Consider the following 15939-nt stretch of genomic DNA (forward strand, 5'->3'; position numbering starts at 1 on the left):
AAACAAGGCTTGATTCTAATGGAATCATGGCCGCCCTGGCACGGCATTTGGCAGGAAAAAGCCGGGCAATCCAGCCCTGCATTTCCCAGTCCCCAAATGCGCCGCGGGGCGGGAGCAATCTGCCCCCGCCCCGCGGCGTTACTTCCCTGATGTGCAGCGTTTACTTGAGCGGCATGGCCACGCCAAAGATCACCGACTGGGTACGTCCGCTATCGATGTTCAGATTGCTGTTGTAGTCCAGCGTCAATGTCATGCCGTTCGACAGCAGCAGCTTCACGCCCAGGCCCGCCGTCCAGTTGCCCGTCTGCTGCGGCACCGTGCGGATCACATACACGGGGCCGTCCGCCGCCAGGTCGGCATACGCCAGGCGCGCATTGTCGGCGCCCTCGAACTGGTGGCGGTACTCGAGGCGCGCACGCGGGAACCAGGTGCCCAGGCCACCGACGTAGATGCCCTCGGCGCGCACGCCCAGCGCGCCGATGCGCGAACGCACGGTCTGCTTGAAGTAGCTGAGCGCATTGATGCCCGTCGCCGTCTCCGTGTACGGATCGAGCTTGGCCGACATCAGTTCCACGCGGCCGTACGGCGACCACATCCACGTTTCATGGCGCATTTCCATGCCGCCCACCAGCGCGCCAAACACTTGCTTGCCGTCGCGTTCGCCCGTGGCGAAACCGCTGCCATCGGTCAGGTAGCGCGAGGCGTCGTACTGCAAGGTGCCATAGCCGAGCACGCCATCGAGGAAGACGCCCTTGCTCGGACGCAGGCTGCCATACACGGCCGCCACGGCGCTGTCGGCCGTGCTGCGGCTGCCGTTCTGGCCCACGTCGCTGCGGTCATGGCTGAAACCGGCACCCACGCCCAGGGTTGCCAGGTCGCTGATACGGTAGTCGCCACCCACGCTCACGCCATTGGTGCGGAAGCGGAAGCCCGTCTCGCGGCCGTTCACGTAATGCTGGCCAAAGTCCACCGCGCCGCCCAGCCACAGCGACAGGGCCTGCTTCTGCGACTCCGGACGCTGCGGCATGTCCGGCAAGCCGTTTGTTGCCTGGCCAACGTCCGCGCCCGCCTTGTCGCCGCTGAAACCGGCATCGGGCTGGCGCAGGGAAGCCTTGCGCATATACGGCTTCACGGCCGTGCCGAACACGCGGTCCGCTTCCTGTTCCTGCCAGCGCGCCAGGGCCGCCGTCGGGTTGCCGCTGTCGTTCGACGGCGTCAGGTTCAGGCCAAAGTTCGAGCGGCCCCAGCCGTCGCCGTGCAGGCTTTCCAGGCGCTGCGTGAAGTTCGACAGCTGCGCCGTGGCGAAGCGCCGCGCCGCATCGGCTTGCGCCGCCTGCAGGCCGATCACTTCCGGATCGGTCGACGGGTCGGCACGCGCCGTCACCGTCACGTTGACCACGCCCGGCTTCGAGGTGGCGTAGGCGTTGCTCAGGGTGTAGCTGACCACGGCCGCGCCGGCAAACTTGCCCGACGCCGTAAAGTTCAGCTGGTACAGCGGCTTGCCGGCCGTGCCGACATCGCGCACCACCGCCTTGCCCGCGCTCTCCGGCGCCACGCTCAGCACATTGGCCGCCGTGAACGGTCCGCCCGTGGCGCCCGCCGTCAGGTCGACATTCACCGCCAGGCCGGCTACCACCGTGGCGCTCAGGCTCACCACTTGCGGCATCGGGTTGACGTTGATGCTGGCCTTGATCGGCGCCGAGGTGCCGAACACGTTCGACAGGGTGTAGCCGATGCTGATATCGCCGCTGCTATCGACGCCTGGCGTGTAGACAATCTTCAGGCCGCTGACCACCGCCGTGCCGCTCGTCGGCTGCGTGGTGATGGCCACTGCCGTGAACGGGCCGCCGGTGGCGCCTTCCGTCACATTCAGGGTGACGGATCCACCAGGTTCCGCCGTGGCAGTCTTGACCACGGGCACTGGAGGCGGCAAGGGCGCGACGGTCAGGCTGACGGTGGCGGGCGCCGACGTGCCGCCCGGACCCGTTGCCGTGTAGGCGAAACTGTCCGCACCGAAGTAATCGGCATTCGGCACATACGTCACCTTGAAGATGGCGCCGGTGGCGGCGCGCGCCATGCGCGCCGATGCAGCCGTCGTCGTCACCGTGACGCGGCCATGCTGCGGCGGCGTGACGATGGTGACATCCGTGATCGGGCTGCCATCGGTGGAAGCGATATTCAGGCTCACTTCCTGATTTGCCGGCGTAATCGCCGTTTCATTGGCCACCGGTGGCGGCGCCTGGGTCACCTGCAGGGTCAAGGCGTGCTGCACCGTGAACTGGTTGGCGTCTTTTGCCTGCAGAGTGAAGGTGAAACTGCCCACCGCTGTCGGCGTGCCGCTCAGCACGCCCGTGGCCGCATCGAGCGCCAGGCCCGTGGGCAAGGTACCGCTGCTCAGCGTGTACACGTACGGTGCCACGCCGCCGCCAGCCGTGAAGGCCTGGCTGTAGGCTTCGGCGATACGGATGCCGGCCAGGCTGGCTGGCGTCAGGGTCAGGGTCGGCGCGGCCACCACCATGGTATAGCTGCTGGTGGCGCTGAATGGCGCCCCCGTGCCGGTGCTGCTGTCTGTCACCTTGATGCTGAACGGGAAGCTGCCGGCCACATTCGTCGTGCCCGACAGCACGCCGGTGGCGGCGTTCAGGCTCAGGCCAGGTGGCAAGCTGCCGCTGCTGATGCTGTAGCTGTACGGCGCCGTGCCGCCCGCCGCCGTGAAGATGGCGCTGTACGGGATTGCCGCCGTGGGATTAGGCAAGCTCGGCAAGGTCAGGTTGACGTTGGCCGACGACACCGCGAAGGTATAGCTTTGCGCGCCAGTAAACAGGTGCGCATCCTGTGCTTGCACGGTCAAGCTGAAGCTGCCGGCCGCCGTTGGCGTACCGCTGAGCAAACCGCTGGCGTTCAAGGTCAGGCCCGCCGGCAGGCTGCCGCTGACGACCGTGTAGACATACGGTCCGACGCCACCGGTAGCCGTCAGTTGCTGGCTGTACGGCGTGGCCGCCGCTGCCGCAGGCAAGCTGGCAGGCGTTAGCGTGATCGTCGGTGCGGCAATGGTCAAGGAATAGCTGTTGGTCGCGCTGAATGGCGCGCCCACGCCCGTACTGCTGTCGCTGGCCCGCAGGCTGAAGCTGAAATTGCCTGCCACGGTCGGCGTACCGGACAGCACGCCGGTGGCCGTATTCAGGCTCACGCCGGCAGGCAGGCTGCCGGCGCTGACGCTGTAGGTATACGGTGACGTGCCGCCCGCCGCCGTGATGGTCGCGCTATACGGCGTTTCCGCCGTTGGATTGGGCAAGCTGGCCGGCGCCAGGCTGACCGTGGGCACGCCCACGGTAACGCTCACGGTGGCCGGCGCCGAGGTGCCGACGCCGTTGCTGGCCGTGTAGGTAAAGCTGTCCGGTCCGCCGTAACCTGGCGTCGGCGTATAGGTAATGCTGGTGCCGCTGGCCGTCGCCGTGCCGTGCGAGGCGCCGGAAGCGACGGCAACCGAGGTCGCCCCGCCGCCGCCCAGGTTCAGGGTGATCGGGTTGGCGCTGCTGCCAAACGCCACCGTGGCGCTGACAGCTCCAGCCGTCGGCGCACCGGCCGCTACCGTGCCGGAATACGCGAGCGAAGCCGAGAATGGCGCGCCGATGCCGGTGCTGCTATCAGTGGCAGTCACGGTAAAGCTGTAGGCACCAGCAGTTGTGGGCGTGCCGGACAAGGTACCGTTCGCTGCCAGGGTCAAGCCCGCAGGCACGCTGCCGGTGGTGACGGCATAGCTGTACGCTGCCGTGCCGCCGCTGGCGGTAATGGCCTGGCTGTAGGCCACGCCCACTGTCGGCGCCGGCAGGGTCGACGGGGCGACGCTGAGCGTCGGCGCCACCACCGTCAGCGAGTAAGCCTGCGCAGCGGAGTACGGGCCGCTGCCCGTCGAACTGTCCGTGGCGCGCACGCTGAAGTTGAAGACGCCGCCGGCCGTCGACGTACCCGACAGCGTACCGGTGGACGTATTCAGGCTGAGCCCGGTCGGCAGGGAACCGGCGCTGATGACATAAGTGTACGGCCCCGTGCCGTTCGCAGCCGTCACAGTCTGGCTGTAGGCCACGCCGACGGCTCCCGCCGGCACCGTGGTGGGCGTCAGCGTCACAGTTGGCCCGCCAACCGTGATCGTCACGGTGGCCGGCGCCGAGGTGCCGACGCCGTTGCTGGCCGTGTAGGTAAAGCTGTCCGGTCCGCCGTAACCTGGCGTCGGCGTATAGGTAATGCTGGTGCCGCTGGCCGTCGCCGTGCCATGGCTGGCGGCAGACGCCACCGCCACGGACGTAGCCGCACCGCCGCCCAGGTTCAGGGTGATCGGGTTGGCGCTGCTGCCGTAGGCCACCGTGGCGCTGACAGGACCGGCCGTCGGCGCACCGGCCGCTACCGTGCCGGAATACGCGCGCGAAGCCGAGAATGGCGCGCCGATGCCGGTGCTGCTATCAGTGGCAGTCACGGTAAAGCTGTAGGCACCAGCAGTTGTGGGCGTGCCGGACAAGGTACCGTTCGCCGCCAGGGTCAAGCCCGCAGGCACGCTGCCGGCGGTGACGGCATAGCTGTACGCTGCCGTGCCGCCGCTGGCGGTAATGGCCTGGCTGTAGGCCACGCCCACTGTCGGCGCCGGCAGGGTTGACGGGGCGACGCCGAGCGTCGGCGACGCCACCGTCAGCGAGTAGGCGCGCGCACCCGAATACGGGCCGCTGCCCGTCGAACTGTCCGTGGCGCGCACGCTGAAGTTGAAGACGCCGCCGGCCGTCGGCGTACCCGACAGCGTACCGGTGGACGTATTCAGGCTGAGCCCGGTCGGCAGGGAACCGGCGCTGATGACATAAGTGTACGGCCCCGTGCCGTTCGCAGCCGTCACGGTCTGGCTGTAGGCCACGCCGACGGCTCCCGCCGGCACCGTGGTGGGCGTCAGCGTCACAGTTGGCCCGCCAACCGTGATCGTCACGGTGGCCGGCGCAGAGGTGCCGACGCCGTTGCTGGCCGTGTAGGTAAAGCTGTCCGGTCCGCCGTAACCTGGCGTCGGCGTATAGGTAATGCTGGTGCCGTTGGACGTCGCCGTGCCATGGCTGGCGGCAGACGCCACCGCCACGGACGTAGCCGCACCGCCGCCCAGGTTCAGGGTGATCGGGTTGGCGCTGCTGCCGTAGGCCACCGTGGCGCTGACAGGACCGGCCGTCGGCGCACCGGCCGCTACCGTGCCGGAATACGCGCGCCCCCCCGTATAGGGGCCGGCGCCGCCACTGCTGTCGGTCGCGGTGACCGTAAAGCTGTAGGCGCCGGCAGTTGTGGGCGTGCCGGACAAGATACCGTTCGCCGCCAGGGTCAAGCCCGCAGGCACGCTGCCGGCGGTGACGGCATAGCTGTACTCTGCCGTGCCGCCGCTGGCGGTAATGGCCTGGCTGTAGGCCACGCCCACTGTCGGCACAGGCAGGGTCGACGGGGCGACGCCGAGCGTCGGCGACGCCACCGTCAGCGAGTAGGCGCGCGCGCCCGCGTACGGACCGTCGCCCGTCGAACTGTCCGTGGCGCGCACGGTGAAGTTAAAGACGCCGCCGGCCGTCGGCGTACCCGACAGCCTACCGGTAGCCGTATTCAGGCTGAGTCCGGTCGGCAGGGAGCCGGCGCTGATGGCGTAAGTGTAGGGACCCGTGCCGTTCGCGGCCGTCACAGTCTGGCTGTAGGCTAGCGCGACGGTTGCCGCCGGCACGGTGCTCGGTGCAAGGACGATGGTGGCGCTGGCAACCGTGATCGTCACGGTGGCCGGCGTCGAAGTGCCGACGCCGTTGCTGGCCGTATAGGTAAAGCTGTCCGGCCCGCCGTAACCTGCCGTCGGCGTATAGGTGATGCTGGTGCCGCTGGCCGTCGCCGTGCCGTGCGAGGCGGCAGACGCCACCGCCACGGACGTCGCCGCACCGCCGCCCAGGTTCAGGGTGATCGGGTTGGCGCTGCTGCCGTAGGCCACCGTGGCGCTGGCGGCGCCGGCCGTCGGCGCACCAGGCGCCACCGTGCCGGAATAGGCGCGCGCGCCCGAATAGGGGCCGGCGCCGGTACTGCTGTCGGTCGCGGTGACAGTAAAACTGTAGGCTCCGGCCGCCGTGGGCGTGCCGGACAGGGTGCCGTTCGATGCCAGGGTCAAGCCTGCGGGCAGGCTGCCGGCCGTTCTGGCATAGGTGTACGTGCCGGTGCCGCCGCTGGCGGCTATCGTCTGGCTGTAGGCGACACCGGATGTCATTGCCGGCAGGGTCGTCGGCAAGATGGCGATGGTGGGCGCGGAGACCGTCAGTGTATAAGGGCGCGTGCCGTTCACGGCCAGCGAGTCGGTGGCGCGCACGGTAAAGTTGAAGGTGCCGCCCGCCGTCGGCGTACCCGACAGCACGCCGCCAGCACTCAGGCTCATGCCAGCCGGCAAGGCGCCAGCGCTGATGGCGTAAGTGTATGGCGCCGCGCCACCCGTCGATGTAAACGTTGTCGTGGGGTATGCCTGGGCCACCGTGGCATTTGGCACGGTGGCCGGCGCTACCACGATGGCCGAGGTGATCGTGACGTTGTAGACGATGGGCTGCCCCACATCATCCCTGACGGTAAATGTATCCGAAGTCGCGCTGAGATTGGTATTCCGGTAGCGCACGGCATTCGTCGCATTGGAATCTTCCAGCGTGCCATACAGCGGCGCCACCAGGGTACCCGTCAGGCCAAACTGGGAGCAAGGGGCATTGGTATAATCCTCGTAATATTCTCCCCCCGCCACCACGCTGACGGCGCGCGGGCTCGGACAGGTACTCGCCGCCGAAGCCTGGTACGAGCACAGGGACAGCACGGCAAACAGCAGGGCCGCCGTCATGCGCATCAGCCACGTCGGTGGCCGCAGCATGGCAGGCGGCGTGCTGCGCGCACCAGCGCCGGAATGGTCAACGGCGCCGGCAGGCGCGGTCAACCATCCAAATTTCGCGAAATTTAGGGACATTATTTTCTTTCAGTACATTTTTAAAACCGGATCTCGCCCGAATATGGCAACGTCGACACCCATTGCCAGCCGCATCTGAACAAGCGTCACAGCACGCTTAAACCTTGCTTTGAGTCAATATATGCTACTACGAGCGACAAATAACGCAACTCCAGACTGTTGTTAAAAATAACCACATTTAACAATAATCAATTGTCGTGCGTAAATGTACTCATTGATAGCGCATTTAACAACGATCAAGGCGTGACGGTGCCGTAACAAAGCGTATCTTTGCTGGACCGTGTCATGGATATTGACGAGCATGGGCATCGCAGCACCATATTTTGTATAGCGGCAATGGGGAATCACCGCGCATTCCGCAGGTGCGGATAGCATTTGCCTGACAAACACCCAGTCTCCCGGCGGCGTGCCGTTGCACTGCCGCCGGGGTGCGGCACTGTTGCGTGCAGACAACATCAAGGCGCGTAACTCTGCCGCGCGCGCTGCGGGCAATGTTGCCACCCGCTTCGACTCACGCGCCGGAGGCTGTCACCTTGCTAGCGACCGTGTCCGGCGCCATGCGCCGGGTCCACAGGCGGCGGCACGGCGCGCCGGGCATGGCGCCCGGCCAGCCACGCCGCTGGCACTGCGGGGTTAGCGCATCGCTTCCTTCAGCCCCGGCGCAAACTCTGCGCCGTGCTTGACCTGCGCGGTCGATGCCTTCAAGGTGGCGCCGATCGGCTCGGCCCGCCCGTTGAGGCACTGGCCCAGGAAGTTTTCCGTCACCGCGTTGAAGGCGATGTTGTTGACGGGGCGCGCAAAGCCATGGCCTTCGTCCGGGAACAGCACATAGGTGACAGGGATATTCTTCGCCGCCATGGCCGCCACGATCTGGTCCGATTCGGCCACGTTGACGCGCGGGTCGTTCGCGCCCTGCCCGATCAGCAATGGACGCTGGATATTCTGCGCGAAGTTCAGCGGCGAGCGTTCCTTCAGCAGTGCGCGGCCCTCTTCCGTGGTCGGGTCGCCCATGCGTTTGTAAAACTGCTGCTTGCCCGCTTCCCAGTACGGCGGGATGGTTTGCAGCAGCGTAAACAGGTTGGACGGGCCGACGATGTCGACGCCGCAGGCAAATGTGGTGGGGGTGAACGCCATGCCGGCCAGGGTGGCGTAGCCGCCATACGAGCCACCCATGATGGCTACCTTGTCGGCCGTCGTCACGCCGCTCTTCACGGCCCACTGCACCGCATCGAGCAAGTCGTCATGCATCTTGCGGCCCCACTGCAGGTCGCCGGCCGAGATGAACTGCTTGCCGAAACCCGTTGAACCACGGTAGTTCACCGACAGCACCGCGTAGCCGCGGTTGGCCAGCCACTGGTGGTAGCCGTTGTAGCCGTAGGTATCGCGCGCCCACGGGCCGCCATGCACCAGCAGCACCATCGGCACCGCCTGCATAGCCTTGCCGCCGGCGCCCGCCTTCGATGCGTGCGGCAAGGTCAGGTAGGACACCAGCGTCAGGCCGTCGCGCGCCTTGATTTCCTGCGGATACATGGGCACCAGCGGCGCGCCCACCAGCTCGGGCCGCGTGACGTACAGCTGCGTCAGCTTCTTGCTCTTGCGGTCATACAGCCAGCTTGACGCGGGCGCCGTGACGGCATCCACGCCGACCAGCCATTTGTCGTCCGCTTCCGTGCGCGACGTAATATTGAACTGGCCCTCGGTGTTCTTCTTCAGGAAGGCCAGGTCGGCCTTCAGGTCGTCCGTCAGCGGCAGGTATTCCTGCTGCAGGTAGTCGACCGTGTAGGCTTGCACCCTACCCGTGCGCGTATCGTACAGCGCGTCCGAAATGTCGGCGCGCGGGTCTTGCGCCACCACCGTGGTCTTGCCGCTGGCGACGTCCTGCGCCAGCAGCGCCGAGGTATTGCGGCCGCGCGAATCGGTCCAGTACAAAATCTTGCCATCGGCCGTGAAGGCCAGCGGCGACGTCGTCTGCGAGTCTTCCAGCCCCACTTCGGCCAGCGGCGCACTCTCGGCCTTGCCATCGCTCATGCGGAAATACTGCATGCCGCCATCGGCGCGCGCCTTGCTGGCGATGCGCAGCTTGAGTTGCTCGTCGGCCAGGAAACCTGCATAGCCATCATTCTGTTGCACCAGGGTCAGCTTGCCGCTGGCCAGGTCCAGGCTGTACACATCGTGCCAGCGCGCATCGCGGTTATTGATGCCCACGAGGATGCGGTCCTTGACCTTGCTGCTGATCTGGATCACCCGTGCGCGGGTTTTCTCGAACGGCGTGTAATTGATCTGCTTGCCCGTCGCCACATTGACGCCGTACAGCAGGAAGTTTTCATCGCCGCCCTTGTCCTGGATGAACAGCAGGGTACTGGAATCGGGCGACCAGAAGCTGCTGCGGATGGGGCGTACTTTCTCTTGCGTCAACGGCCGCGCCTGCGCCAAGTCGCTGGCCGGCGCCACCCACACATTGAGCACGCCATCGCGCGGCGCGATCCACGACAGCCACTTGCCATCCGGGCTGATGCGCCCGCCAGACTTGCTGGGGTTGCCAAAGATCTTCGCCCGCTCGATCAGCGGCGTGTCATTGGCAGGGGCTTGGGCATGCGCCGGCAGGGCGGCGGCAAACAACAGGGCAGGCAGGGCATAGCGAATCATGGACACCTCATGGTTGATAAATAAAGGGAACATCACACGTGCATGTGCCAGGCCATCATAGGCCAAACGGCTGTTGCCAGGCTGATCACAATGACCAAAGCAGGAAATGGGGGAACAGAATGCCTATAGCGGGGAATGAAATGCCGGAGACAAGCATTGAGCAAACGCAAAACGCTGGCACGATGGCGTGACCCGAGCGGACGTAGCACGCTTGCCAATTCTTGCAAAACCATACACTATCTGCGTGCAGTATTTCAGCCCTGACATGGAGAAAGCACTCATGAGCACATGTGACCATATCGTCCGAATGGCCGCCTACAATGAACTAATGAATGAGAAACTGTATAGTGCAGCTGGGCAACTATCTCAGGAGGAGCTCTTTGCCGACCGCAAGGCTTTTTTTGGCTCCCTCTTCGGCACGATGAATCACCTTGTCGTCGCCGATACGATCTGGCTAAAGCGGTTCTGCGGACATCCGGCACGCCAGCCGGCGCTCGACGCCATCCGCGCCGCAGCCGCCCCGGCGGCGCTGAACCAGCCGCAGGCCGAAGACCTGACGGGCCTGCTCAGGCTGCGCCATACGCTGGACCAGACCATACAGCGCTGGGCCGCCGACCTGACGCCAGGTGACCTGGAGCAGCCGCTCGGCTACGCCAACATGAAAGGCATGGTGTCGCGCAAGCGCTATTCGAGCCTGATCATGCATTTTTTCAACCACCAGACGCATCACCGGGGCCAGGCCACCACCCTGCTGTCGCAAAGCAGCATCGACATCGGCGTTACCGACCTGCTGATGCTGATTCCCAACGAAGACTGACGAGCGCAGGTACGGGCGGCAGCACGCCCCCGCCGCCAGCCTTCCCGCGTCAGTCCGCGGCCAACTTGCCGCGTCTGGCGCGGTCGCAGCGCCGCACCTCCATATGGTATGCCGCCCGGATATCATAAAATTTCTCGTGGAATCCCGGATCCAGCACTTCATACGTCTCTTCGCGCCCCGTGCAAAGTTGCCGCACGATTAAGTCGCCTGCCTCGATCACCACCAGATCCTGCTGGGTCAGGATACTGTTTTTCTTAACCAGTGCACGCAAGCCATCGACACGCACACCGTTCGACTTCAACACGGAAATTCTATCCGTCATCGCTTCTGGAAATTTCATCGGCATTACTCTTTTCTGATCACGGCGCCTGCAGGCGTGGCGCCACAACACCTTGTTGCTATTCGCAGATGCCAGCCGTTGCTTCCTGGGCCCGTGCCATGACACGTCTATTGTCGGACAGACACCTGTTGGAACCTACAGTATCAGTTAACTACAGTCAATGTTTATATGGAAGCATTATCAAATTTGAATGGAGAGCGAACCATGGTCATCACCGTCAGCGCCTGTACACGCGACAACATGAAACCCGAGGACACCCATGCCATGTACCGGCTGCGCCACATGGTGTTCTGCGAACGGCTGCACTGGGACGTGCATACGACGGACGGCATGGAATCGGACGAATACGATGATTTGTTCCCCGTGTACATGCTGGCGCGCGATATCAGCGGCAAACTGTTCGGCTGCGCGCGCCTGCTGCCGACGACCGGCGACTACATGCTCAAGTCCGTTTTCCCGCAATTGCTGCAAGGCAATCCCATTCCAAACGCCGAAGATACCTGGGAGCTCAGCCGGTTCGCCTTCGAGCAGTCGAAAGGCGGCGAACACCGCTTCTCGCTGGCCAGTTCGCACATGGTGGTCGAGGCCCTTGAATTCGCCCTGGACAACAACATCACGCGCTACGTCGGCGTCACGACCGTCGCCTTTGAAAAACTGCTGCGCAAGATCGGCTTGCACGTCAAGCGTTTCGGCCCGCCGATGATGGTCGGGCACGAGCGCTCGGTGGCGTTCTCGATTGACGTCACGACGGCGCAACTGGCGGCGGCACGTTCGAGCCTGTTGGTTGCCGCCCAGCATTTGGCCTTGCCAGCACGCACCAGCCAGCCGGCGCGTGTAGTGCAATAGAGGCGGCGCCATCTCAGGCAGCGGCACAGGCGCGCGCCACAGCATCACCCATCGCCTCGGTACCGACCAAAGTCATGCCCGCTTCATGGATGTCGGCCGTGCGCAAGCCCTGCGCCAGTACTTTCTTCACGGCCGCTTCCACCCGGTCGGCCTGCTCTTCGCGATTCAGCGAATAGCGCAGCATCATGGCGGCCGACAAGATCGTCGCCAGCGGATTGGCGATGCCCTTGCCGGCGATATCGGGCGCCGAACCGTGCGATGGCTCGTACAGGCCCTTGTTATTGGCGTCCAGCGAAGCGGACGGCAGCATGCCGATCGACCCCGTCAGCATGGCGGCCGCGTCCGACAAGATGTCGCCGAACATGTTGCCGGTCACCATGACGTCGAATTTCTTCGGCGCCCGCACCAGCTGCATGGCCGCGTTGTCGACATACATGTGGTCAAGCGCCACATCCGGGTATTCCTTGTGCACGTCGATGACGATGTCTTTCCAGAACTGGAAGGTTTCCAGCACGTTCGCCTTGTCCACGCTGGTCAGGCGCTTGTCGCGCTTTTGCGCGGCCTGGAAAGCCACGTGGGCGATGCGGCGGATTTCCCCTTCCGCATAGCGCATGGTATCAAAGCCTTCGCGCTGGCCCTTGAACGGGCCGTCCGGGCACTCGCGCACGCCACGGGGCTGGCCGAAATAAATGTCGCCCGTCAATTCACGGATGATCAAAATATCCAGGCCGGAAACCACTTCCGGCTTCAGGGTCGAGGCGCCCGCCAGTTCCGGATACAGGATGGCCGGACGCAGGTTGGCGAACAGGCCCAGGTTCTTGCGCAGGCCCAGGATCGCCTGTTCTGGACGGAACTGGCGCTCCAGATTGTCGTATTGATAATCGCCGACAGCGCCGAACAGCACGGCATCGGCCGCTTTCGCCAGGGCAAGAGTACCTTCGGGCAGCGGGTGTCCATGGGCCGCATAGCCGGCGCCGCCCACGGGCGCGCTTTCCAGCTCGAACGATTCGCCCAGTACATTCAGTACCTTGACGGCTTGCGCGACGATTTCAGGACCGATGCCGTCGCCGGGTAAAATTGCAATGTTCATGGAAATAACCTTTACAGGACGTTGGCCAGCCAGGGATTTTTCGTCAGATGGCGCTCTTCAAAACGGCGGATGGCATCGGCACGGCGCAAGGTCAGGCTGATATCGTCGAAGCCATTCAGCAGGCAATACTTGGTGAACGCGGAGATGAAGAAGGAACAGGCGAAGCTGCCATCGGTGGCGGCAACGCGCTGACGCGCCAGGTCGACTTCCAGCCGGAAGCCAGGTTCGGCGCCGACCGCATTGAACAGGTAATGGACCTGCGCTTCAGCCAGCACGATGGGCAGCAAGCCGTTCTTGTAGCAGTTATTGAAGAAAATATCGGCAAACGATGGTGCGATGATGACGCGAAAGCCGTATTGGCCCAACGCCCAGGGCGCATGCTCGCGCGATGAGCCGCAGCCAAAATTGGCGCGCGCCAGCAGTATCGAGGCGCCCTGGTAGCGCGCCTCGTTGAGCACGAAGTCGGGATTCAGCGGACGGCGGCTGTTATCCTGGCCTGGTACGCCGGTGTCCAGATAGCGCCACTGGTCGAACAGATTGGGACCGAAGCCGGTGCGGTGGATCGCCGTCAGAAACTGCTTGGGCAAGATCGCGTCGGTGTCGACGTTGGCGCGGTCGAGTGGTGCGACCAGACCGGTATGCTGTGTGAATTTTTCCATGCTTTGAGCCTCCCTGGAGAGCGCGCCGGCCGGATGTCCAGCTGGCGCCGCGTTGATATGCAGCCGGCGTATGCCGGCCTTAACGCATCTTGCGCACATCGACGAAGCAACCGGCGATGGCTGCCGCGGCGGCCATCGCCGGTGAGACGAGATGCGTGCGTCCACCCGCGCCCTGACGTCCCTCGAAGTTGCGGTTCGAGGTCGAGGCACAGCGTTCACCCGGTTCCAGGCGGTCGGCATTCATGGCCAGGCACATCGAGCAGCCAGGCTCGCGCCATTCGAAGCCGGCCTCCCTGAAGACGCGGTCCAGCCCCTCCCGCTCGGCCTGCGCCTTCACCAGGCCCGAGCCGGGTACCACCATGGCCAGCTTGACGCTGGCGGCGCGCCGTTTGCCGCGCACGACCTCGGCCGCCGAGCGCAGATCCTCGATGCGCGCATTGGTGCAGGAGCCGATGAACACCTTGTCGATGCGGATGTCGGCGATCAGGGTATCGGGCGCCAGATCCATATAGGCCAGCGCCTTGCTCATGGCCTCGCGCCGCGCCGCGTCCCGCTCCGCGCCGGGATCCGGCACGCGGCCGTCGACCGCCACGACCATTTCCGGCGAGGTGCCCCAGGTCACTTGCGGGCTGATGCCAGCGGCATCGAGCAGTACCACGCGGTCGAAACTGGCGCCCGCATCCGTGTGCAGCGTCTTCCAGTACGCGACGGCTTTTTTCCACTGCGCGCCCACCGGCGCATACGGCCGCCCCTTGACATAGGCAATCGTCGTCTCGTCCACCGCGATCATGCCGGCGCGCGCGCCCGCCTCGATCGCCATGTTACAGAGCGTCATGCGCCCTTCCATCGACAGCGCGCGGATGGCCGGACCGGCAAACTCAATGGCGTAGCCGGTGCCACCGGCCGTACCGATCCGCCCGATCACTTCCAGGGCAATATCCTTGGCCGTGACGCCGGATTCGAGCAGGCCGTCGACATGCACCAGCATGGCCTTCGATTTGCGGTCCAGCAGGGTCTGGGTAGCCAGCACATGCTCGACTTCGGAAGTGCCGATACCGAAGGCCAGGCAGCCAAAGGCGCCATGCGTCGAGGTGTGCGAATCGCCGCAGACGACCGTCATGCCCGGCAGGGTCGCCCCCTGCTCCGGCCCGACCACATGCGCTATGCCCTGGCGCCTGTCGTGCATGTCGAAATAGGTCAGGCCGTAGAAGCGGGCGTTGGTATCGAGGGTCTGTACCTGCCGCCGCGCGACCGGATCGGCTATGCCGCTGGCACGGTCGCCCGTCGGCACGTTGTGATCGGCCACCGCCAGGTTGGCGCCAACGCGCCACGGCTTGCGTCCGGCCGCGCGCAAGCCCTCGAAGGCTTGCGGACTGGTGACTTCATGCAGCAGGTGCCGGTCGATATACAGCATGGCGGTGCCATCCTCGTCAACTTGCACCGCGTGGGATTCCCATAATTTATCGTAGAGCGTTTTCATCGTGTCCAGGGCGGCAAGGCCGCGTTAGGGGTCAGGTAGACAGGCGCCGCCTCAAAAGAAGTGGCGGATGCCCGCATTGAACAGGCGGTCGGTGTCGCCGGTGCGCGCGGTGTTGTACCTGGCAGCGTGGCCGTTGTGCGTCTGCGAGTACGAGGTATACACATTGGTCCGCCGCGACAGCGCATAGCTGTAGCCAAGGGCGAACTGGCCGGCATTGCCACCAGCCTTGCCGCTATCCCATTTGCGGATGTAATCGGCCAGCAGCAGCGCGGCGCCGAACGGCACGCTGACGCCGAGCAGCAGGTCGCGCGTGTCCAGGCCCAGGCTGTCGGTGTTGCGCGCCGCGCCCGCGTGCAGCTTCAGCGCGCCCGCGTCGTACACGCCACCCAGCATGATGGTGCTGGCACTGGCGCGCGTGCTGGCGCTGTCCTGGTCGACATAGGCCAGCGCCAGCGCTAACGGGCCACGCGCGTAGCTGGCGCTGGCGCCAAGCTGGCGACCGGCCGCCAGGCTGCCGGGCTGTTCGCCGAATCCCCACGACAGCTGCGCGCTCAGGCCGCCCAGCTCCGGCGTCGTGTAGCTGAGATTGTTGTTGACGCGCTTGCCACTGACGTTGAACAGACGGCTGGCGTCGCCCGCCATATTGATGTGGAAGGGATCAAAACTGTCGAGCACCTCGGCGCTGACCGTGTATTTCCTGCCCAGCTTGAGCATGCCGAAATCGCCCCCCAGGGCGACCCAGGACTGGCGCCCGAAGAGTACCCCGCCCTGGTCGATGCCGCCGGTATCGGCCAGAATACCGTTCTCAAGCACAAAGCTGGCGACCAGGCCGCCGCCGAGCGCTTCGCTGCCCTTGATGCCGATGCGGCTGCTGCTCTGGCCTCCGCTGTTCAGGCGCGTGACGGTTCCTCCTCCGCTGCCATCATTTTCCAGATTCAGGCCCATGTCCATGAGGCCGTAGAGTTTCAGTTCGCCGCTGGTGGCGGCGCTGTGCCAGCCCAGCGCCGCCACCAGCGCCAGCAGGATGCCTGTCTTTTTTTTCATGAAATCGTTACCAGTCCTATGTAAAGAAT

Annotated in this window: 10 protein-coding genes; 3 read left to right on the top strand and 7 right to left on the bottom strand. The window is 65.0% G+C overall.

From position 1 onward, the window contains the following. Positions 1 to 160 precede the first annotated feature (160 nt). Positions 161 to 6865 (bottom strand): putative Ig domain-containing protein, encoded by a 6705-nt coding sequence (locus tag ACQ4WR_RS15355; protein WP_436488235.1) that lies wholly within the window; start codon positions 6863 to 6865, stop codon positions 161 to 163. Here ACQ4WR_RS15355 and ACQ4WR_RS15360 point away from each other — a divergent pair. After that, positions 6864 to 7067, top strand: coding sequence for a hypothetical protein (locus tag ACQ4WR_RS15360; RefSeq protein ID WP_180979491.1), 204 nt, complete (start codon positions 6864 to 6866; stop codon positions 7065 to 7067). The genes ACQ4WR_RS15355 and ACQ4WR_RS15360 overlap by 2 nt on opposite strands. A 554-nt stretch (positions 7068 to 7621) precedes the next feature. On the opposite strand, the gene ACQ4WR_RS15365 is transcribed toward ACQ4WR_RS15360, so the two are convergent. Beyond that, on the bottom strand, positions 7622 to 9634 hold the full coding sequence (locus tag ACQ4WR_RS15365; protein ID WP_436488237.1) for a S9 family peptidase: 2013 nt from the start codon (positions 9632 to 9634) through the stop codon (positions 7622 to 7624). A 265-nt stretch (positions 9635 to 9899) separates the two neighbouring features. Between ACQ4WR_RS15365 and ACQ4WR_RS15370 the strand changes: the two genes are divergently transcribed. Further along, the gene (locus tag ACQ4WR_RS15370; RefSeq protein ID WP_436488239.1) at positions 9900 to 10451 is read left to right on the top strand and encodes a DinB family protein; all 552 of its coding nucleotides are present in this window, start codon (positions 9900 to 9902) and stop codon (positions 10449 to 10451) included. Between the two features lie 49 nt (positions 10452 to 10500). Here ACQ4WR_RS15370 and ACQ4WR_RS15375 read toward each other — a convergent pair whose 3' ends face one another. Continuing rightward, entirely contained in the window at positions 10501 to 10797 is a 297-nt protein-coding gene (locus ACQ4WR_RS15375) for a hypothetical protein (protein ID WP_070260281.1), read from the bottom strand. Between the two features lie 198 nt (positions 10798 to 10995). Between ACQ4WR_RS15375 and ACQ4WR_RS15380 the strand changes: the two genes are divergently transcribed. Continuing rightward, positions 10996 to 11637, top strand: coding sequence for an acyl-homoserine-lactone synthase (locus tag ACQ4WR_RS15380; protein WP_436488241.1), 642 nt, complete (start codon positions 10996 to 10998; stop codon positions 11635 to 11637). A 13-nt stretch (positions 11638 to 11650) separates the two neighbouring features. On the opposite strand, the gene leuB is transcribed toward ACQ4WR_RS15380, so the two are convergent. From leuB to ACQ4WR_RS15400, 4 genes are all read right to left on the bottom strand, one after another. Beyond that, positions 11651 to 12727 carry a 3-isopropylmalate dehydrogenase gene (leuB, locus tag ACQ4WR_RS15385; RefSeq protein WP_436488242.1) on the bottom strand — a complete coding sequence of 359 codons (1077 nt, stop codon included), beginning with the start codon at positions 12725 to 12727 and terminating at the stop codon, positions 11651 to 11653. An 11-nt stretch (positions 12728 to 12738) separates the two neighbouring features. Continuing rightward, complete coding sequence (gene leuD / locus ACQ4WR_RS15390; protein ID WP_436488243.1) at positions 12739 to 13386, bottom strand: 3-isopropylmalate dehydratase small subunit; 648 nt, start codon at positions 13384 to 13386, stop codon at positions 12739 to 12741. Positions 13387 to 13465: 79 nt separating this feature from the next. Then, complete coding sequence (leuC, locus tag ACQ4WR_RS15395) at positions 13466 to 14866, bottom strand: 3-isopropylmalate dehydratase large subunit (protein WP_436488245.1); 1401 nt, start codon at positions 14864 to 14866, stop codon at positions 13466 to 13468. A gap of 51 nt (positions 14867 to 14917) precedes the next feature. Continuing rightward, positions 14918 to 15910, bottom strand: coding sequence for a porin (locus ACQ4WR_RS15400; RefSeq protein ID WP_436488247.1), 993 nt, complete (start codon positions 15908 to 15910; stop codon positions 14918 to 14920). Positions 15911 to 15939 lie beyond the last annotated feature (29 nt).

This window comes from Janthinobacterium amylolyticum (assembly GCF_051380655.1).
In the GTDB taxonomy this organism is placed as follows: Bacteria; Pseudomonadota; Gammaproteobacteria; order Burkholderiales; family Burkholderiaceae_D; genus Janthinobacterium.

Excerpts from the sequence above, each read along its gene's own strand:
- ACQ4WR_RS15360 (WP_180979491.1), top strand. The coding sequence starts at position 6,864 with ATGCGCATCAGCCACGTCGGTGGCCGCAGCATGGCAGGCGGCGTGCTG.
- ACQ4WR_RS15355 (WP_436488235.1), bottom strand. The coding sequence starts at position 6,865 with ATGACGGCGGCCCTGCTGTTTGCCGTGCTGTCCCTGTGCTCGTACCAG.
- ACQ4WR_RS15365 (WP_436488237.1), bottom strand. The coding sequence starts at position 9,634 with ATGATTCGCTATGCCCTGCCTGCCCTGTTGTTTGCCGCCGCCCTGCCG.
- ACQ4WR_RS15370 (WP_436488239.1), top strand. The coding sequence starts at position 9,900 with ATGGAGAAAGCACTCATGAGCACATGTGACCATATCGTCCGAATGGCC.
- ACQ4WR_RS15375 (WP_070260281.1), bottom strand. The coding sequence starts at position 10,797 with ATGCCGATGAAATTTCCAGAAGCGATGACGGATAGAATTTCCGTGTTG.
- ACQ4WR_RS15380 (WP_436488241.1), top strand. The coding sequence starts at position 10,996 with ATGGTCATCACCGTCAGCGCCTGTACACGCGACAACATGAAACCCGAG.
- leuB (WP_436488242.1), bottom strand. The coding sequence starts at position 12,727 with ATGAACATTGCAATTTTACCCGGCGACGGCATCGGTCCTGAAATCGTC.
- leuD (WP_436488243.1), bottom strand. The coding sequence starts at position 13,386 with ATGGAAAAATTCACACAGCATACCGGTCTGGTCGCACCACTCGACCGC.
- leuC (WP_436488245.1), bottom strand. The coding sequence starts at position 14,866 with ATGAAAACGCTCTACGATAAATTATGGGAATCCCACGCGGTGCAAGTT.
- ACQ4WR_RS15400 (WP_436488247.1), bottom strand. The coding sequence starts at position 15,910 with ATGAAAAAAAAGACAGGCATCCTGCTGGCGCTGGTGGCGGCGCTGGGC.